Source organism: Paraglaciecola sp. T6c, assembly GCF_000014225.1.
Taxonomy (GTDB): Bacteria; Pseudomonadota; Gammaproteobacteria; order Enterobacterales; family Alteromonadaceae; genus Paraglaciecola; species Paraglaciecola atlantica_A.
This window is the reverse complement of sequence record NC_008228.1, coordinates 805,986-826,657: the sequence shown is the minus strand read 5'-3', so window position 1 is coordinate 826,657 and position 20,672 is coordinate 805,986. Positions and strand designations below refer to the sequence as shown.

Sequence of the window (20,672 nt, the reverse complement as noted above, 5' to 3'; positions counted from 1 at the left end):
AAACAACATGACTACATCATTATTGAGTTCACTCAAGGTAACTACTCGCCCGATCATCGAGCCAAAGCCACCCATTATCGGCAAACGTATGAAACTGATTGAAAAACTAGAGCAGCAGCAAGAAATGGCAACTTGCATGCTTGAAGGGAAACCCTTCGAAGCCTATCGCGAAAAAATGGTCAAGGATCCTGTCACTGGAGAGCGTACAAAGCAACGTCGAGCCGTATCGGTTAAACCGTGGTATTACGACAGCGATGGACATTACTTTTTAGAGGTAAAGGTAAACAACAAACCCATTGATATACAAGAAGGCAAACCTGCCATTGATATAGGTGATAAAGCCGAATTACCCAAAACATTTGAAACCATCATTCACGCTGTGGAAAAAGGCGAATTGGATAATTTTATCTTAGCTAGAGTCACTATTGGTAAGAAAACCATAGCGGCCAAAACGGCAAATCAAAAAGTGTCAGGCAAGACCTAACAATCTAATCAACTTAGCATAATGTTCCAGTTCAACATCACATAGCCTAAAGCATCTTCGATACTGAATGCGGGGAACGTTGAGGCTCTCCAAAAAGCTCTACTTCGTATTTCACTGGTAATGAACGCCTGAACATAATTTAGGTACGTGGTTAAAATCATGCCACGCTCAATTATATGAAAGCCAAGCACCTTTTGTTCGCCGAAGACGTTTGTTTACAGTCTGACCTATACCACGATTGCGCGCATCAAAAAGTAAATCTAGATGGTGCGCACACTCAGGCCACAAATAACAAGGTAAGTTTGAAAAATCGAATCGACTCAACTTTCAAGTAAAATCCAATACGTATATTCAATACTTAAAATTTAGGATCAACCTTAACATTCGTGTCAATTTCGCCATTCCGACGCAACCGTTAAGATGGATGGCGTGACTAGACGGGAGTAGTTCAAAAAATAGGACTCGACTTTTCAAATCTGCTACATTAGCGGCTTTTTCATCTTTCGCATTCTAAATAGCAAGCTTAGAATTTCACAATCAGGCTAATAGCTAGTGCGTTACCATTTGAATTACAGCAACTATGAATCAAATTTTGGAAGTTTATTTTCCTACTTAATAAGCGCTCTGTATCGGTAATTAAATGTGCCCCCATCAATAACCCCCATGTCTATATTCAGGCGTGGGTGATAATAATATAAAAGGACAACATGATGCCTAAAAAGCTATTTTCGTTTTTTTCTGGAAGTGGATTTTTGGATCTTGGCTTCGAAAAAAACGGTTTCGACGTGGTTTACGTAAACGAATATCATCAACCATTTTTGGATGCGTACGAATATTCACGTCAACAAATGAAAATTGAAACTCCTCAGTATGGTTATGACAACACTAGCATTGAAGATATCGCAAATAACAGCAGTTTGTTAAATAAATTAGCTAGAAATGTTAAGCAACAAAAGAAAGAAGGACATATCACCGGATTTATCGGAGGTCCGCCCTGCCCTGATTTTTCGGTGGGCGGGAAGAATAAGGGGAAAGAGGGAGAGAATGGTAAACTAACAAAAACGTATTGCGATATCGTTTGCGAGGCCAAACCCGATTTCTTTATATTCGAGAACGTTAAGGGGCTTTGGCGTACAGCTCGCCATAGAGAGTTTTATGAAGAAATCAAATTGCATTATGAAAAGGCTGGTTACCTTCTAAGTGACAGGCTCACTAACAGCTTGGAGTTTGGAGCGCCACAAGATAGAGATAGAATTATTCTATTTGGATTTCATAAATCACTTTTAAAAAACACTGAATTAAAATCTGGTGAAAACTTAACTGAAGCGCTTAAATGGGAAAAACACATAAAGTACAAACTGGATGTAACTTTAAATTATCCTTGGCCAGTAAGAAGTCCGTTCAAAGAAAAAGTAAAAGTTTCAGCTCCAAAAAACATTCCTATTGAGCTGACCGTTGAGCACTGGTTTAAACAGAATAATGTCACTAAACACCCAAATGCCAATCATCATTTTATCCCAAGAGCTGCACTGCCAAAATTTCAGTCAATCGACGAAGGAGACGCATCTAAAAAATCGTTTAAAAGACTCCATCGATGGCGTTATTCTCCAACAGCGGCGTACGGCAATAACGAGGTTCATATTCATCCATATTTACCTAGGCGGATAAGCGCAGCTGAAGCATTAGCAATCCAATCTCTGCCACAAGAATTTGAACTCCCGTCAACAATGACTCTTAGCAATATGTTCAAGACCATTGGCAATGGAGTACCATTCTTAATGGCAGCAGGAATAGCAAAAATTCTAAGGGATTTCTTAGATAATTAGCCTGATTTTACTTTTCTCATAAAATTAAGTCACAGCCTCGAGAAAGGTGTGGAGAAATTTGATGTTATCGATGCCTTTCAAATTTCTCCTACTCAACAGGAACAAATCTTCGACAGCTGAGTATGGCAGGAACATTATATTCATATCTTTGAATTGGGGAGCATTAGCTTTACGCAAAACTTGCTCTCTGATCTCATCTGGCGCAGATATAATAAAGGTCATATGTGCTAAATCGGGAGCCTCCTCCATGAAACCTTTCATTCGAGTTAATCCTGATGTTACTCCTGTACTGTGCTCTATCTCGATAATTGCTGGAATTTTCCTACCTTCACTGTCGAGCCACATTAAATCAATTAGTTCACCAGCTCTAGCTGCATTCGGGTAACCTTGCAATGCGGCAGTATTACTCAAATCCTTAATAACAGAATCCATTTCAATCAGTCTTTTCGAATCATATTTTATGCTATGATCATTCTTTGCAACCCAAGATTTCAATCCAATTGATTCAGCTGCTTTAATTAGCATTATTTGTATTTGAGCATGGCGTCTATCTATTTCAATCTGAACCTTATCTCTTTCTGGATTTTCAGATAATAAGAGAGAGTCAAAATATACCTCTCGATCGACTTCTGAGACAACCATGTCATTGACTTCCATAACTTCGAAGATACCTCTCCGGTGTGGCTTATCTGGACAAAAAATAATATGTTTGTGTCCATTTCTCACTCTAGTATCTTCTCCGATTTTCTCGAGGCGACCGGGATAGCAGATATAGTAATTTTCGGTGTGAACCAGCATGGCTTCAAGTGCAGATCTAGAATTATAGCTCGCACCAAAGACTCTATCGACATTCACGGGAAGATTTGGCTTCAAGGAGCTGGCTAATCTCCATATTGCGGCAACAGAAATACTTTCATCAGCTTTGTTATCAAAAGATTCTCCCTTATTCGGCTCACATCTCCGAAAAATAATCGGTCCTTCGGGCATTACTACATTAACAATATTGATCTTTGTTTTGGTTCTTGGGTTTGGATAATCATATGTGACATTTTTATCCAAGGAATTTATCGCTGCTGCGATATTTGTAGCGGTTACATTCATCTTAAACTCCAATTTCTAGCGGCCATATCGACAACAAACCCAAAATTTGGCCGGAGTAATTATGGGGTTCTGGTTAATATACCCGCATAAAAACCTAAAATAAAGCAAATTAATAAAAAAAATGGATATTTGACCGGAGGAATTAGTGATGAATATGGATCTTAATTGTGCGGGGAATCAACTTGAATATATTGAAATTGTTTATTTCGTGTATTTACAGTTTTATCACAAATTAAATGTGTCAATTACATTACCTAAACGAGCGATTGAAGCACCACCATGAGTATATTTGTCTGTAATCCCAGCTTTGGAAATTCCATGCCCTACAATTTGTTGTAGAAGCGAAAGATCAAATTCACCCTCTGTTCTAATTTTGGTTATGAAGGTATGGCGGAAACTATGAAAAGAACGCATATCACCTACCTCATTTATAGTTTTTATACTCAATTGCTCTACTACTCTAGCGAACCAGCGGGTAATAGTTTCGGGACTAGAAATACCCTCAAGAACACGTTCGTCGCATTCGGAAACGTATGTTAAAAATCCATAGTTAATAAGGTCATTGTGTAGAGGGATTCTACGTTTGGCATTTTCGGTTTTTAGCTTTTGCGTATCATGTTCATCCGTGATGAGCAGGTAGTATCTACCACTATCAGAGTCCTTCTTGATGTCTTCTGTTCTTAACTGAAAAATCTCCGAGCGCCGCGCACCTGTGTATATACCTAAAAGGATCGACCACTTCTTCCATGCCACCTTCTGAGTGTTTGCAAACGTAATAAAGCGCCTAACCTCCTCATCAAAATAGATACCCCGCCGCCTCTGCTTAAAATCTCGCTTAATGTTACATGGAGAGCTAGCTATGTATCCTACAGTGTCTTTTTTAGCATAAGCAAACACCCCTTGGAGTAACTTATAATAATGCTGGACGGTCTTAGGGGTAACTAAATCATCTTCACTCACGTCGCAATTGAGCCGTTCTTCCCAGCCCATTTTGTTGTAGGGGGACTTGTTCATTTTTGGCAATTCAAAGCACCTATCAATGAAAATCCCAATATCTTTGGGTAAATAATCATTTATGGCTTTATCAGGACCTATAGCAGTCCACACGATCCAATAGCGTTCGTAATCCTTTTGCATTTTTAGTGTAAGGTTTTCTTTATTAATCTTGTGCTGAAGGAATTCTTTATAAACCTCTGAGAGTAACGGCGAGTGAGGCTTTACGTCCTTTCTGGTTTTCTCGGAGTATCGATGTCTGGTTTTTTTATTGAGAAGCTCTTCAAGTTCGCGCTCCTTAATAACGTCGTTATTAATAATAGCGAGGGCAATGTTGTTCTTGAGGTATCTTGAATTAGCTAGCTTCTTATTTAGCACTTTAAAAGCAATTGAACCTGTCTGATATTCGTAGCCAAGTTCTCGCAACAAAGATTCGGTTTCTTTCTCACGCAAATTTTCCGTTGTATCGACGGAGCCTACTTCGGGGATATCGTTGTATCTTATCATCCTAGAAATGTCTTCAAGTCCTTGTCCATTTGCGCTATTGATCGCTGAACCTTCGAGCTCGCTACCAGCTGTAGCTCGTAGTACAGCGAATTTTGCTACTAAGCTTAGTCCTCTTTGAAATGAGTCGCTCATGCTTGCATACGAAACGACCTTTCGCTGCATTAACTCGAAATCATCAGTAAGCATTACGTCAGCAAGTAGCTTAAGAGTCTCACTGGACAGCTCTTTCACAGTAACATCACTCAACACATCCATCATGTGTATATGGTTACTTACGTTCCGTTCGGACTCACCTATAACGGTATCGATATCATGTAGTGTTAGTTTTTTCCGCATGTTTTCCTTAACCCCGATGATTCGTTGCTGAAGACTAGATAGATTTAAGCCCTTTGATGCGGTCGCCAACATCTTTAACTCATCTGTGAACGGTTTCAATAGCTCGATACGTTGAAGAGCATACACTAAGTTCTGGGTGTTAAGCGAAAGTCGAATATCTGCTCTTAGAAGCTTACGAGGGAAGTTAAATCTGAAGTAATAGTTTTTATCGCGAATGGATAAATATTTGAGCTTTTTGACGGTTTTCATTACGGCACCAGTGCGTAATGTTTTTACTGGAATTTAAATGCAATTTGTCACAGTTTTTGGCACACCTGTGCCAATCTGAAACTTTTCATGCTAACCGCTTGATATACAAGCGGTTAGTGAAAAGGTGGAGTTGGTCGATAAGCCGGGTTCTGTCGTGGACAACCATTCATCTAGGCCAGCAATCACTCGCTGGCTCAAGCAACACACCCGATCTCAACGTGGGCCACGCCATAAGAGATCCTATTTGGTCTTGCTCCGGGTGGAGTTTACCTTGCCACACACTGTTACCAGTGGTGCGGTGCGCTCTTACCGCACCCTTTCACCCTTACCGGCGCTTGCGCGCTTAGGCGGTTTCCTCTCTGCTGCACTTGTCGTCGGCTTGCGCCGCCCAGGCGTTACCTGGCACCCTGCCCTGTGGAGCCCGGACTTTCCTCCCCTTATTAACACATTACTCTAGGGACTAGCCCTAATGAAATATCTAACAAGCGGCGATTGCCTGACCAACTCCGGAGGCGGATTCTACGCAGGTTACGCCTGACTTACAATCTAGTTTGCTACGGATTATTCAATGGCGTTCATGGCTCGATTGAGCACAAACAAAAACGCCGCACCTTATACGACCAATGCGGCGCAATATGTGCGGCGTTTCACCCAATACATAAATCGCGTTAGATACTGACGCGTTTATACGGGCGGTATTCTGCCTGCCAAAAATTCCCTTCAATGCGCTCACTGAGTATTTCATCACTCACTTCTAGGGCTAACCCTTGTTTCTGAGCGACTTTGCCTACATCAAAGGCTATCTTCTTGCTTAGCTGCGCAATGCCTGTCAGTGGTGGCAACAATTCTTGCCCTGTACCATTCGCCAGAGGTGACGCATTGGCGAGCGCAGCACTGGTGGCCATCAGCATCTCGTCACTGATTAAACTAGCCTTGGCTGCCAGTACGCCTAATCCGATTCCTGGGAATATATAACTGTTGTTACATTGTGCGATAGGGTAGGTTTTCCCCTTATATTCCACAGGCTTAAATGGGCTACCGGTAGCGATAATCACTTCGCCGTCAGTCCACTCAATAACGTTTTCAGGACGGGCTTCTACCTGACGAGAAGGGTTACTTAACGGAAAGATGATCGGCAAATCGCAGTTGCGTTTCATTTCCCTAATGACTTGCTCGGTAAATAAACCCGCTTGCCCTGATACCCCTATTAAAATACTGGGTTTGACTTGGCTCACGGTTTCAAACAATGACGGATATTGCGCCGCTTTTTGCCATGTTGCTTGACTAGCCAACGGCTGCGCAAGTCGGAATTGGAAGTCCCGTAAGCCTTCCATATCGTCTGTGACCAAACCAAACCGGTCAATCATGAAGACTTGACTACGGGCCTGCGCATCAGTGATCCCCTCACTCGTCATTTGCTTGATGATTTGCTCAGCGATACCGCAACCCGCAGATCCTGCACCAACGAACACCACGCGTTGGTCGCTAAGCTTTTCATTTTTAGTTTTACATGCCGCTAAAATAGTCCCCACCGTTACAGCTGCGGTGCCCTGAATATCGTCATTGAAGCAACATACTTTATCGCGGTAGCGCTCAAGTAATGGCATCGCATTAGGCTGGGCGAAATCTTCGAACTGAAGCATCACTTCAGGCCAGCGCTTTAAGACCGCCTTGATAAACATATCAACAAATTCATCGTACTCCGCTTGGCCAATACGCTTATGACGCGCGCCCATATACATAGGGTCGTTTAGTAATTTTTCGTTATTAGTTCCCACATCCAGCATAACAGGAAGCGTATAAGCGGGACTGATACCACCACAGGCGGTATACAAAGACAGTTTTCCAATAGGAATGCCCATACCGCCGATACCTTGATCGCCCAGACCAAGAATACGCTCACCGTCCGTCACGACTATGACTTTTACCTTACGCTTGGTGGCGTTGCGAATAATGTCATCCATTTGATGACGCTCTGAATAGGAAATAAACAATCCTCGAGAGCTACGATAGATATCTGAAAACTGCTCGCACGCGTCCCCTACCGTCGGGGTGTAAATGATCGGCATCATTTCATCAATATGCTGCTGGATAAGACGATAATACAGGGTCTCGTTATTATCTTGGATTGCACGCAGATAAATATGCTTATTGATGGGTTCGTTGAAACTTGAATACTGCATATACGCACGTTCGACTTGCTCTTCGATACTTTCGTAACGTGGGGGGATCAAGCCTGTAAGGTTAAACGCTACGCGTTCTTGGGCAGTAAACGCACTGCCTTTATTGAGCAAGGGGGTTTCAAGCAAAGAAGGGCCTGAATGAGGAATGTATAACGCACTTTTAGGCGCTGAGCTACTCATAAAAAGTGTCCTGTTTGGCGCGAAGACAAAGCCTTCGCAGAAAATTTAAACGCGAAATATTAAAAAAATGCTGATAAGTGCAAGCGGTAATATCAATACACACCGACTCACTTAGCAGCATTTCTGACGAAAACACTTAGCAACCACTTTGCGTAGCTACCTGCGTTTTCTGATGGAGACTATGATGCCTTAAAAAATGTCTTCAAGTGGTTTGCTTTGTTCACTGCTTTCTTCAGCTGGGTCGACAAATTCGCTGTCGCTCACATAGCTTGTAGGAGCCGTACCTTGCATAAAATACTCAAACATTGACGTATGATCAGTGCGCTGAGTTAATTTACCACTAGCAAGGTCAATTCGTGTAGTCACCAAATCCGTCGGCATAGGACGTTTCTTTTCAGGCACCCCGTCTAACGCTTGTTGCATAAAGCGGATCCAAGCGGGCTCAGCCGCTTTAGCGCCATCTTCGCCACCTATCATGGCGTTGCCAATGAAATTAAATTTCTGTGGGTTCTTGTTAACCAAGTTTTGGTTGCGTGAGGCGCGTCCTAAACTGCGACTCATATCATCAAAGCCCACCCAAACTGTCGCTACTAAATCGTTGGTAAAGCCACTAAACCAAGTATCTTTTGAATCATTAGTGGTACCGGTTTTTCCTGCTATATCCGCTCTTTGAAGCAAATTACTTGCCCGCCAGCCCGTACCTTGCCAATAGGTCTTCTTATTCCAATTACCATTGGTTTTTACGGCTGTGCGCATCATTTCTGCCACTAAGAATGCGTTGTCTTCGTCCAGCACCCTTGGGGCCGAGCGGATCGGTGCAGGTGCATCGGCGGAGTCACTACTTTGTGCTGGCATCGCCTCGCTTTGCCCAAATTGCCCTGAGCCTAATTCAGCTGCAAGCATGGCTTCAATGTCCATCATCTGTTCAGGCTCAGGTTCGGCTGCATCTTCATCAGCATCACCACAGGGGTCACAAGCTTGCACTGGATTGGATTTCCAAAGCACTTTTCCGTAATCATCTTCAATGCGCTCAACAAAATGCGGCTGAATTAAAAAGCCACCATTGGCAATCACGGACAGTGCTGTCGCCACTTCCAATGGCGTATGTGAACCCGAACCTAAAGACACAGTTTCATCTTTGGGTATTTCTGATAAATCGAAACCAAACCGCGACAAGTGCTGGCGTACTTTTTCAAGCCCCACAGCACGCACTAAGCGCACTGACACCACGTTCTTTGATTTTCCTAAGGCAACCCGCAATCGAATTGGCCCATCATATTCTGGTGGCGAGTTTTCAGGACGCCAAGCATTGCCCGTTCCGCGCTCCCATTGGTTAATCGGGGCATCATTAATAATGCTAGCTAAGGTAAAGCCATTGGCTAACGCCGAAGAATAAATGAAAGGTTTGATGTTCGAGCCCACTTGCCGCTTAGCTTGTGTCGCTCGATTAAACTGACTTTGGTAAAAACTGTAGCCGCCGATCACCGCCTGCGCAGCGCCGTTGTGAGGGTTTAATGCAATAAAGGCGCTACTGGCATCTGGATACTGGGTAAGTTGCCAATGTTTATCGTCTTCTCGCTGGCGAATAAGAATCAGCGAACCTTCCGAGACTATATCACTGGCTTTCTCAGGCTCATTGCCCTGCCTAGTATCTGTTATGTATTTACGCGCCCAATCTAGTCCATCCCAATCAATAACACTGTAGCGACCTGAGCGAGTGAAAATGGTTATGTCTTTGTCATTCACTTTGGCTACGATTGCTGGCTGCATAGACTCAAATGTTTGATACTCCTCAAGGAAGCTCAGCATTTTCTCTTCATCCCATGGTTCACTAGAAATAGCGGGGGCGGTCTGTGACCCAGCAGTGTCCTCAGGCTTGACGGGTAACTCAGCGGGAACCCAAAGTTGTTGTTCAACTCCGCGATAACCATGGCGCTCATCATAGTCATGTAAGTTTCGCTGAACCGCTTTTTGCGCCGCTAACTGAGTGGCAGAAGGTACGGTGGCGTAAACCTGATAACCGCCAGTTTCCGCTTCTTCTTTGCCATACAGCTCGACCATTTCATTCCAAATTAAATCCGCCAAATAAGGTGCTGAGAATTCGATTTCGGCACCATGTTTTTTTGCCGTAATCGGTGCATTTACCGCTTCATCGAACTGAGCCTGAGTAATGTATTTCTCATCCAACATACGCAGCAGAACCACACGACGGCGAATTTTGGAGCGATCTGGACGACTGATAGGGTTAAGGACTGATGGTGCTTGCGGTAACCCAGCGATGGTTGCCATTTGTGCAAGCGTTAGCTGGTTTACCGTTTTGCCGTAGTAAACTTGGGCGGCTGCACCAAAACCAAAAGCACGATGACCTAGTTCAACTTTGTTTAGATACAGTTCTAAAATTTCTTGTTTGGTGAGCAATTGCTCCATGTGCCAAGCGATAAAGATTTCTTTAATTTTGCGTATATATGTTTTATCTCTCGTTAAAAAGAAACCTCGCGCCAACTGCATGGTTAACGTACTACCGCCCTGTCCCTTCTCTCCAGTCAAAATAAGGTTGACCACAGCTCGCGCCATACCGATAGGGTCAACCCCTGGATGTTGATAAAAACGGCTGTCCTCTGTGGCCAAAACAGCATTAATTAAATCCTGTGGCACGTCTTCAATGGTAAGCGGAATACGGCGTTTCACCCCGAACTGTGAAATCAACTTCCCATCTTGGGTGTAAACGCGCATCGGCGTTTGCAAGCGCACATCTTTGAGCATATCCACACTGGGTAGGTCTGGCTTCATGTAAAAATACAGGGCAAAAGTCGTGACGACACCGACGACAAAAGCAAGGATAAGGATCAAAAATGCGGATTTTAAAAACTTCACGAAAACAATATTACCAAGACAAGTTGCAATAAATGACTCATATTTTATACATATTTCCTATAACAACAATAAAAACCATTAAATTGCGTTTTAATTCAATCAATTAACTCTAAGTTAATCAGCTATAAATTTTTTAGTAGAGTCAGTAATAGTGTCAGTTACGTTTTATGGCCATGTTGTGAAATTTGGCGACAATTCGAGATCCTATTCTGATCATACGAAAAACAAGTTTACCGCACTCTAATCCTTTTGTTTACTTAGATTTGCGGGATTTTTCATTTCTCCAGACCTGATCCAAAAATCGATAATTAACACATAAAACGCGCAGGCGTGGTGGAGTGCTTTTTATATGGTCTTGGATGCTCCCACCAAATTCAGCGTAAATTTCACGCACAGGAAATTATCGGGCCATTTATGGCCCAATATTTTGGTTTTGGTTTTCTTTTTGGGTGGTTACTGCAACACGGGTGGTATTGCTGCTTGGGTTTACTCTGTGATGGGTTCTAGGTCAGCTTTTAGTGCGTCTGCGTCTGACTTCTGACCAGTAAAATCACTGGCTTGGATTGGCGCGGCTGTGTTCGGTGTGCCGTGCGGGTGAGTATGTTTTGATAATGTATCGGCCATGGCGCTAACCACACCGATTAGGTCTACCAGTATTTTTATTGCATTAACGTCTGAACTACCAAACCAGCATGTGCCCTCGGACACTTCTATGTGGGCCAGTGTTTTGGCAATAGCGTTTAGCTCTTGGTCTGTTTTTATCTCTGTGTTTTCTTTTGAGTATGTACGCAGTGCTTTATTGCTTGCTAGCTTAAGATCCTTCAACGCTAACAATAATGCTTCTTCGCCTGCGGTTAGCTTCATTGCGCCCATGGCTTCAATGGTTTTTGTTGCGCCTACTTGCTCAGTGCTGTTTGTTGCTGTGGTGATTGTCGACTGCTGGTAGTTCTGCACGTCCTGTAGTGCTTCAACTAATCGGTTGATGCTTTTATCTTCAATGCTTTTGTCTGTGTGGCGCTGCCAATTACCTGCACTGTCGGCTTTTTGATGTATGCCTGGTGAATGCTGCCATACCAGATCACCATTGTTTACTTCTGGGGTGGTTAGCTCTGAACTTAGCACAGTGCGAATAAATGGTTTGTTTGGGTTGCCGTATGCGAATGCTACTTCAACTGTGGTGCCCGGCTGGGGAAAACCCCACATGCCTTGGTCTAGCCCTGCCATATTCACTGGTAATGGTACGCTGTGGTAAACGGGTAGCTTCTTGTTTACTTCACCATTGGCGGTGAGTATTGCGATATCAACCGCAAAGCGTGGTCTGAATGCATCCACAATGTTTGGGTCTTCTGGTGCGTCGGCTATTGCTACCACCTTGGCCAGCATAGGCAAGTGGTAACCACTGAACAGTTCGGGCAACAAGCGTTTTAGAATTCTCTCGATAACCTTTACCATTTCGCCACCATGAAAGATCCTTCAATCTTTAATTCAGTGATTTTATTGCCGTTTATTTTTACACCTGGGCGCAGTGCTGGCAGCAATGGCAGTTTCATTGTTTTACCGTCAACCTTTATTGCTTGGTGTGCTGCTACTTCAAGTGCTTTGTCGTAGCCGAAGCTATCTTCATAAGCGCCCACAAAACATGTTTGGTTGCTCTGCAAATACCAGGTGAAATTGAGTATCGAAAACGCTGCACCAATGGCCTGCATTTGTTGGGTAGCCGTGCCCGTGTGGTAGAAGTACGGTATTTTCTTTGTCGAATAAGGCTTGTCTGGTGTGACGAACTTTAAGCCGGTAATGCTTGATATGGCTTTTAATACGTCATTCAAGGTGCAATGACGTAAATTAATGGGGTTCTTTTCATCTAATACCCCCGTTAGTTCACGGGCGATAACTTGCCATTTTCCTTTGGCCAGTTGAATACAGCTATCAACAACGCCAATAAATGCACTGTGCAAAGTGTCGAATGAGCCAATGCCGATTTGATATTTAACCAGGCCTTTTAGTTCTTCGTCACTGCCAATGATAAAGCTGGCTTTGCCTGCCCAGTTCAATGCTAGGTTTATGTCTTCTTTGACTAGCAGTACTTCATTATCCGCAATGATCAAGCGTTTATTAATTTTCATCAGTAAACCAATACTCGCCTTGCTGTAACCATTGTTCGAATGTGGTTAGCTGCTTTATTTCCTCTCTATCAACTTCAGTGGCACTGGGTGTGGTTTGCTCAACCTCTGTTTTCTCGCTTAGGTCTTGTTGCTCTTGTACTTTCTCGGCCACGCTGCGGTGTTCTTTCAATATGAAGTTAACCCACCATGCTTTTTTGGCATCGTCCTCTTTTACAAGAAACTCAGCATTAAACTTAACCTGTTTAATCGACATGGCTTCTGTGGTGTCATTCACAATAGTGAATACATGACGGCTGCCGTCTTCATCACGTTGGCCTGCTAAGTCTCTAATGGTTTTTAAGTCTTCTGGTTTAGCGTGGGGAATAAGCACACGCACACGAACAATTTGGGCTTTGTCGCCCGTTTCAGCATCCGTGGTGCTGCTACCTTGGCCGCTTAAATCATCTGACTCAATCGAGTAATTCACGCTTAAGCGCAATTCACTGCCGGGTAATTGGTTACCGTCTAACACCAACTTTATTGTCATTACAGGCCTACCAATTCGCTGAGCAAAGTTAATTCATTTTCAGTGCCCATAAAGCATAAAATCGCGGTCAGGCTTTTTTCACTGCCTGGACCCGCTGCGCTTTTAACTTGTGCACCTAAATTGCTGCCACTGGCTTTAAACGCCAATCCTTTCACACTGCCAAATTCAACACTGCTTAGGGCGCTTGTTGCCACACTGTCGTGATCCACTTTCTTGCTTTCAAATGTGCTTAGCTCTGCGGCTATGTCACCAATAGCGGTTTTTGCTTCTTCGTTCGTCAACTCAATGGCTTTGGCGTTGTAGCACTCGGCCACTTTTCCAGCATGCAGAACAGTGTGTTTAGTGCGCTGTAAAACAGGGGTTAAACTTGGCTCAACAATGGTGAATTTGGCGCTTTCTAAGTCATTTAATAAGCTGGCGCGTTGTTTAACGCTGAGCAACCACAGCAAGCCCATGTTATCAATTGCGCTTTGTACATCGGTACCTAATTGGCTTAGGGTACTGGCAGCAAACGCCACGCACACCACGGCATCATGTTTACCTTCGTCTAATTTTACCGCTAAGGCATTAACCGCGTTGGTAAACGACAACACAGTGGGCGAATCCCCCTCACCTACACCATATTGGAATGGGTGTATTAATACCGCGCTTACGCTTGTGGCCAGTGCGTGTAAATCTGCCAATGCTGCAGCACTTTGAATGCTATTTGGTACTGCTAGTGAAATGTCTTGCCAGCTCATTGCTTAATTCCAATTCATCATGACAACCAATCAAGTGTGTCAAATGCCAAATAAAACGGGGGTAATTCAGGTGTGTAATAACGGTCTAACCCTCGGTTATTCCGCTCGGCTGTTATCTTATAATTGCGGCTATCATCAAACTGAAATTCTCCCGTAACATGGCCGTTGGCAATGTTTACGGTTAAATACTCTTCACGGCCATTGGGTTGGTCGTCGGCCTGCTCTTGCATAACCAACTTTAAGTTATCAATGCTTATGTCTACTACATTGCCCATGCTATCAACAATATCAAGTGACACTTTCAACAACGTTTTAGGCGTGAACATACATTTATTCTGGGCATTTTGGTAAGGCGTGATCACGTTATCATCACCGTCACTTAGCACTAGATTTGCCATACCCAACACGGGTATTTGTGGTGCGGTAGGTTGCGGCGTTGGTGCTGTCGTTGTTTGGCTCTCAGTGTCTACCAATTCCCAGCGGTTACCCATCCATTTGGGGGTTAAACCATCCGTTGCCGCCATGGGCTCAGTGGTCACAATGCTGCGGGGTATCGCTTGCCCTTTGACAAGCTCAACTTCACGAATAAACAAGCCGGTAATATCAATTAAATAACCCTGCATGTTAAATTCTCACCAAGTTTAATGACTCGCCCCGTGGCCCTAACGTATTGCTAATATAGGGCACGTAAAACTTAAGCGGGTCTTTTTCAACACTGGCCAACACTGCAAAGTTGTTTTCAGTTGTTCTGATCGACATATTCGCGGTGCCGTCTATTGCTGGTAACACCTCTGTTGTTGCCTCACCGTTAAATGTGGCCCCAAAATCGCCGTTATCTCTGACCTGTTCGTCTATTAAATAACCCACCAATAGTTTGTTATCGGTTAGTAATAAATCATGCATGTCATCAGCATTATTCACCGCAAATGTACCCACTGTTTGGTTGTGTTTTCTTACTGACAAACCACCGTCAACCGAATAATACCGCTTACTAATAAATACGCCGTTTTTGTAAATACTTGGGCCGTCGTTATCTTCCGTAATTTCATCAGCCAACACATTGCCTGCGCTGTCAAACACCACTACGCCCTCATTGTGTGAAAATACAATATTTCCGTATGCTGGGTCTGCTGGGTTTATGTCATCCACTACAAACATTTTTTCAAACGTGCTTTCGTCTAAAATTCTGAAATTAGCAAGCAATGTAAATGTTAAAAACTCGCCTGACTCCCTTACGCTTTTATATATTCCATCGTACTTAGTCGCTACATACATAGTCTGGCTGTCAACACTAAAGGCGGCTGCCAATACTGTAGAGCCTGAATATGTAACCCCAGCACTAACCAAACCATCGTGCACACCGCTTTCAAACGTGCCGCCATTGTCATAACTTATAATATTGGCCGTGTGTGTTTGGTTGTTAATTTGGTTAAACCACCACGCAAATATTGTTGTGCCGTCTGGTGCTAGGGCGAACTTCCAAAAGCTATCGATGTTGTATGTTGATGGTGTTTGTATTTGTTGCCAATTCACCCCTGCATCAACACTAAGTTGGAAACGTGTCGAAGTAGCGGTTTTTGTTACCTGAATTATCAAATTACCGCTGCGGCCAACATATACACCCTGTTTTGTTGTATACGGGTTTATCAATGTTATGTTTTGCTCAATGGCCAACGGCATCAAACCAGAAGGAAATTCGACGGCATCAGGATAATCAGCCAATAAATATTCACGCCCTGTTCTAAGGGCAAACGGGCTTTTCACTACGCTTTGGGTAATGCTACCGGTATCGCTACCACCCGATAAATCTCTGTCTCTAATTGCACTCATAATGTTGCTACCCCATCCACATAATCAATTCGCCAAGTTGACTCGTTCTTGGTTAATAAAAATTCGCTGTACTCGCCCCGCGTGGTGCGTATTGGCCCATTGTTTTGAACAAGTACTGTCGCCGGTGACGCCAAACTAATGCCGCTGTCTACATCGCCCACAATGTGAATACTCTTGTTTTGCGCTTCAGGTATTGTGAGCGTGACCGGGTTCATTAAGCGGTATCTAAACCCCTCAATCGCCATGGTATCTACATAAATGGGTTGCCAATCTAAGCGCTCAAAAATCTTTTCGCTTACATCAAACTGCCAGCTTTCAGCGGGTATGGTGATGTTTGTTACCTCTGCTGCGCCGGTAAACTTCAATGCAAAGTTGCGGGTTAAGTTGTTGCCACCCCCAAAGATATCACCCGTTTTGTATTGCATGGCCGTGTACTTAATAAATACAAGGGTGTCGTTTTCGTCGTATAGGCCGATCCAATTGAAATTAAAATCACCTATGGTGGTATCGAGTACGGCGCTATACACCACAGTGTCACTATTTATGCTACCAGCACGGGTTACAGCCATGGTGTGCACCAAATCTGCGGTGGGTTCACTTTGGCTGTAGTTTTCAGGCAGGGTGTTTGGGTCTAACCCGTTCACGTTGGCAAACTTAAATGTGGTGATATTCAGCTTTGCGTCAGCGGCTATTTTTGCCGCTATTAATGCATGGCCATCGGTGGTTAATAATCCGCTATTCGACATATTCTACCTCTGTAAATTCTTGGCTGCCGCTGAATTCCCACACGGCTAAATTGGTGCCGGTTACCGCGTCGTTAGTTAATTCGTAGCGGCGGCATGTGCGGCCATATTGGGCAATAATTTGATTAAATAAATCGTTGTTTTCACTCAATTGCTGCTCAGTCACTTGAATAGTGATCACGTCCCAATCATCAACATAATGGCGTTCGTACATGTCAATAATTTCAATGTTTAAACGCTCAAATATGGCCAACATTCCTGCCACGCTTCCCGCGTCTTGGGCGTTGACATACGCGTAATTTACCCGCAACCGAAACATTTCTAGGCTTTCAAGTGGTAAGCGTTCAACGTCTTTTTCCCATGCCAGCAAATCAAGCACGGCTTCAGTGCAGTTTAGTGGGTCTACTTGGCCTAATTGCCACTGTGAATGACCTGCTATTTTTTGCCAAAACTGCTGGGCTGCGGCTTTTAACGCTTCGGCGTTTTCATCGTTTAACCAAAAAGGTAATTGAATATTTATCATTGCATTAGCACCGATAAATCACTTAAACGTGGAATACTTAAACCGCTTTGTATATCACCGTTAGCAAATACCAAACGGTCAATTTTAGGAAATTTGCTGTGCAACTCTTGGGTTAGTCTGCTAAAGCTGAATACCGCACCTGGCAACGTTGTGGTCACTGTGTAGGCGTCGTTCTCTCTAAATGCAGCGCGTATAAAACTGCTGATATTACTTTGCAGCAAATTAATTTCAGCCACGCTTAACCCACTGACCGGCCATACACTCACACTGACATCGTGGTTGGTTTCTGGTATCGCAAATACTTGCACATCATCACCATGGCCGTGGTTGCCCTCGTCGGTAATGTATTCGTTTATGCTGGCTATAAATTCAGGGCTCGCGTTGCCAATAGGCAGCAAAATATAGCAATTCGCGGTGCCTGGTCCCCTTGGGGCATTGTGTTGTATAAAAATATCACTGGTGCGAATGCCGAACTGCTCGGCCAACATGCCTTTGTAAACGGCGTCGATGTGGTAGTCACCCACCAAATTAAATTGATTTTTAACCCTTAGCCTAAAATCGTCGTCGGTTTCATCGTCTGTGCCTGGCTGCGTTAACCACGCATTGCCATTACTCATGGTTACATCATCAATGGGGGCTACTTGCACGTTGTAATAACCCGCAGCCAAGTTATAGGCGCTACCTACTTCAACGGCTTCAACGGCCACTTGTCCGGTCGCTACGCCAACACTTAGTGTTAATTGTTCGGTTGTTACCACGGCGTAATTAACGCCGTTTATCGCAGGGCTTTGTAAAACAAAACCGGCTTCAATGACTAATACGGTATCGGTTAATGTGCGGTTTACGTCTATTACGCCTTGCGCCTTAGTTGCGCTTAATGGGCTCAGTAAACGCGCCTCGCCTTTTAGCAATAATGCATCGCCCTTGGCAGTCATTAAAAATTGTGCAGGTAAGGTGGTGTTGATCATGGCATCCACAATCGTTTTTGCGGGGGCTACCATTATCGCGTCGATCAGTTTTCTAAACGGTGAATATTTGCTGTCGTTAGTAATGGGGCTACCCTGTGCGGCTAGCTCGTTTTGCCAAATCAGGCTTAATTCTTCACTTTCAACCGGCACATTATCAGCTGCCAACATTGCTTTAAAATCTACATCAGCCATAAGTTACCCCTATGTTTAACGGGCCGTATTCAACGGTGTTGGCCGTAACCGTTAAGGTGTTTATGCTCAATTCAGTGACCTTGGCCGTGCCTGGTGTTAAGCGGCGGTCTTCTTCCATTTCAATCTCTATCAACTTCATGTAGTGCTGACGCAAATCTGAACTGCGTTCACCAATCATGCGCACCACGTAACCGGTCTCGCGGATCATGTGCTTTATATCTTGGGCAATGGCTAACCGGCCACTGACTAAATAGGGTTCGCCCGTGCTGTTCAGCGTTAAATCGTCATCGGTAATGTATAAATCAATATTACTGTCACCAATCACCACCACAGGGTTGGTGTCTACTTCTGGCAAAACGCTATTAACTGACCCAACATGGTTCAACATTATTCTGTTACCCCATACACACCCGTGCTGGTATAGGGCGGGTTGCTACCGGCGTGCCAGCCAAATACCTTGGTGCCTTTTGGTGGTGTTAGCGGCACATTCACGCGGTACTTGTTTACCAGCACATCACCGGTAAACAGTAATTCTTTAGTTTGCATATCAAAAAGCGTTAAATCGCGCAGGCCAATGGCTAAACCGGCTATTTTTAATCGTAGGGTTGATTGGGTTGTTTGAACGGGTGGCACGTAAGCGGCCACAGTAACATCAAAAAATGCTTCTTCGCTTGGCTCTGTGCCGTCATGCACAATGCACCCTAAACGCACAGTATTGCTCACCGCTTTAACCGTTGATGTAAGCGTTACGCTTGCGGTATTAGTTTCGTTTAGTGAACCGTCACCACTGACGATGCGCCATATATAGGTGTGCGAATCGCCCGCGTCTGGGTCGTTAATATTTGCGGTGTAAGTGCCCGGTGCACCAGCGGTTAATGATGCTTCGCCAGTTATTGATACAGTGGGGGCGGTGTTTTGAATTGTAAAATCATTACCTTTTGACGCAAAAGGTAGTGCATACACCCCTGAAACAGCACTACTGCTAGGATATGTGAGTAAATTGCTAGTATTACCAGTCCCCCAACCAACATAAACATCGATGTCACTAGCATCGGTAATTGCGCTTGTTAATGTTATATCCGCAGTTCTATTGCCTGTTCTAGCGAATGAAGAAATGGTTTTAGCCCCTCCGTCAGCTTCAACCCTGATCCCCTCCAATGAATAGGTTTCATTCGCTAAATCTGAATCATACGTCAGTGTTAACACGTCCTTGGTTTGACTTAGTGTGATGCCTGTCAATTTAGGCGGAATGGCTCCAACAATTACCTTACCAACGGCTTGGCCTAGAAGTATATCCCCTGAATCATCTGGGTGAGTCCCGTCATCAGTGCTATATGGGTACATGAAAACGCCTTGGGCGTTAGAATCGCTATCCAAATATTCAAGTTGCTTTTCACGTATTGCCTGCGCGGTTGCATCGGACCCGGAGCTTGTATTTCTACCCAAAATCCCTATAACTACGGGTAGTTCGCTTCCATCAGGTGCGGTCACTAATGCACGAACGCGAGCGACTACAGCCGTTAGGTTTGCAAGGTAAGTGTCTGGATTAGATGCAACTACCGCATCAGTTTGGCCTTGTGCAAAGGCAAATGCTGTTGCTTTACCGTGGGGTGCTAATAATTCAATAGCGTCAGTTGTAGATTTTGATAATGCACTGTCAGGGTTAAACCAGTAATTAGAACCGTCCCCCCTGTCAATTGCACATTCTTCGGTCATACAAGTGCCACCAATAGCGGTGTTACTTATTACAACGCTACCACCCGAATCAGCAACAATAATTTTACCTAACTCAGCTTGACCGCGCCCACCTGTAGAGATATGCACACCACCCGAAGTGGTGTATTTATATACTCCAGCGGGTGATAGTGACGGATCATCAGTATTTAAATGATGAAATAAAGACTGCCCGCCCATGATTACAAAGTCTGACGCAAGCCATGATTTAGACTGTTCAGCAATAACACTATTGTTATTACCAAATCGAACTCGAATACCGTAACGCGTGTTCGCGGTGGGTACAGTGAATGTAAGTATTGATGATTCATTACTTGGCGAAGAATCAAACGTTGCAAATTGGGTTACAATATTGCCGGTTTCAAAATTAAATAAGGCGTATTCAAGCGACGTTGGCGTTCCCGTATACGAAACACTAAAACTGACCGTAGCGAAACCATTTTCAGGCACGAAAGGTGCGTTTGCTATACCAACATTTTCAATCGATATAGTCCCAATTACTGGCGTTTCGCTAGGGCCGCTAAATGTATTTGTTGCGCTAAATTCTTTCCAGCCCACAA

General features: G+C 44.0%; 17 protein-coding genes and 1 other RNA gene. 2 read left to right on the top strand and 16 right to left on the bottom strand.

Translation table 11 applies throughout. The features are described 5' to 3' along the window. Positions 1–7 precede the first annotated feature (7 nt). Positions 8–484 (top strand): DUF6641 family protein, encoded by a 477-nt coding sequence (locus tag PATL_RS03725; RefSeq protein ID WP_011573617.1) that lies wholly within the window; start codon positions 8–10, stop codon positions 482–484. A 707-nt stretch (positions 485–1,191) separates the two neighbouring features. Continuing rightward, entirely contained in the window at positions 1,192–2,310 is a 1,119-nt protein-coding gene (locus PATL_RS03715) for a DNA cytosine methyltransferase (protein WP_011573616.1), read from the top strand. Between the two features lie 24 nt (positions 2,311–2,334). On the opposite strand, the gene PATL_RS03710 is transcribed toward PATL_RS03715, so the two are convergent. From PATL_RS03710 to PATL_RS03635, 16 genes are all read right to left on the bottom strand, one after another. Continuing rightward, entirely contained in the window at positions 2,335–3,411 is a 1,077-nt protein-coding gene (locus PATL_RS03710; protein WP_011573615.1) for a hypothetical protein, read from the bottom strand. A gap of 225 nt (positions 3,412–3,636) precedes the next feature. Further along, a complete protein-coding gene (locus tag PATL_RS22165; protein ID WP_011573614.1) occupies positions 3,637–5,496 on the bottom strand; it encodes a DUF3258 domain-containing protein in 1,860 nt (619 codons plus the stop codon). 122 nt (positions 5,497–5,618) lie between these two features. Then, an RNA gene (rnpB, locus tag PATL_RS22280) (RNase P RNA component class A) lies at positions 5,619–6,004 on the bottom strand. Positions 6,005–6,164: 160 nt separating this feature from the next. Then, positions 6,165–7,859 (bottom strand): NAD-dependent malic enzyme, encoded by a 1,695-nt coding sequence (locus tag PATL_RS03695; protein WP_011573613.1) that lies wholly within the window; start codon positions 7,857–7,859, stop codon positions 6,165–6,167. A gap of 189 nt (positions 7,860–8,048) precedes the next feature. Further along, positions 8,049–10,733 carry a penicillin-binding protein 1A gene (locus tag PATL_RS03690; RefSeq protein ID WP_041713277.1) on the bottom strand — a complete coding sequence of 895 codons (2,685 nt, stop codon included), beginning with the start codon at positions 10,731–10,733 and terminating at the stop codon, positions 8,049–8,051. A 486-nt stretch (positions 10,734–11,219) separates the two neighbouring features. Continuing rightward, complete coding sequence (locus PATL_RS03685; protein ID WP_011573611.1) at positions 11,220–12,185, bottom strand: hypothetical protein; 966 nt, start codon at positions 12,183–12,185, stop codon at positions 11,220–11,222. Then, on the bottom strand, positions 12,179–12,856 hold the full coding sequence (locus PATL_RS03680) for a hypothetical protein (RefSeq protein ID WP_011573610.1): 678 nt from the start codon (positions 12,854–12,856) through the stop codon (positions 12,179–12,181). Before PATL_RS03680 ends, PATL_RS03685 begins: the two co-directional genes overlap by 7 nt. After that, positions 12,846–13,382, bottom strand: a complete 537-nt coding sequence (locus PATL_RS03675; protein WP_011573609.1) for a hypothetical protein — start codon at positions 13,380–13,382, stop codon at positions 12,846–12,848. The genes PATL_RS03680 and PATL_RS03675 overlap by 11 nt, the downstream gene beginning before the upstream one ends. Then, a complete protein-coding gene (locus PATL_RS03670; protein WP_011573608.1) occupies positions 13,382–14,122 on the bottom strand; it encodes a hypothetical protein in 741 nt (246 codons plus the stop codon). Before PATL_RS03670 ends, PATL_RS03675 begins: the two co-directional genes overlap by 1 nt. A 17-nt stretch (positions 14,123–14,139) precedes the next feature. Then, positions 14,140–14,745: a hypothetical protein gene (locus PATL_RS03665; protein WP_011573607.1), complete on the bottom strand. Its 606-nt coding sequence runs from the start codon at positions 14,743–14,745 to the stop codon at positions 14,140–14,142. 1 nt (position 14,746) lies between these two features. Then, positions 14,747–15,952, bottom strand: a complete 1,206-nt coding sequence (locus tag PATL_RS03660; protein ID WP_011573606.1) for a hypothetical protein — start codon at positions 15,950–15,952, stop codon at positions 14,747–14,749. Beyond that, entirely contained in the window at positions 15,949–16,698 is a 750-nt protein-coding gene (locus PATL_RS22160) for a phage tail protein (RefSeq protein ID WP_011573605.1), read from the bottom strand. The genes PATL_RS03660 and PATL_RS22160 overlap by 4 nt, the downstream gene beginning before the upstream one ends. Beyond that, positions 16,688–17,218, bottom strand: a complete 531-nt coding sequence (locus PATL_RS03650) for a phage tail protein (RefSeq protein WP_011573604.1) — start codon at positions 17,216–17,218, stop codon at positions 16,688–16,690. The genes PATL_RS22160 and PATL_RS03650 overlap by 11 nt, the downstream gene beginning before the upstream one ends. Continuing rightward, positions 17,215–18,378, bottom strand: coding sequence for a baseplate J/gp47 family protein (locus PATL_RS03645; RefSeq protein ID WP_011573603.1), 1,164 nt, complete (start codon positions 18,376–18,378; stop codon positions 17,215–17,217). Before PATL_RS03645 ends, PATL_RS03650 begins: the two co-directional genes overlap by 4 nt. Beyond that, positions 18,371–18,766 (bottom strand): DUF2590 family protein, encoded by a 396-nt coding sequence (locus PATL_RS03640; RefSeq protein ID WP_011573602.1) that lies wholly within the window; start codon positions 18,764–18,766, stop codon positions 18,371–18,373. The genes PATL_RS03645 and PATL_RS03640 overlap by 8 nt, the downstream gene beginning before the upstream one ends. Further along, complete coding sequence (locus PATL_RS03635; RefSeq protein WP_011573601.1) at positions 18,766–20,670, bottom strand: sialate O-acetylesterase; 1,905 nt, start codon at positions 20,668–20,670, stop codon at positions 18,766–18,768. Before PATL_RS03635 ends, PATL_RS03640 begins: the two co-directional genes overlap by 1 nt. Positions 20,671–20,672: the final 2 nt, after the last annotated feature.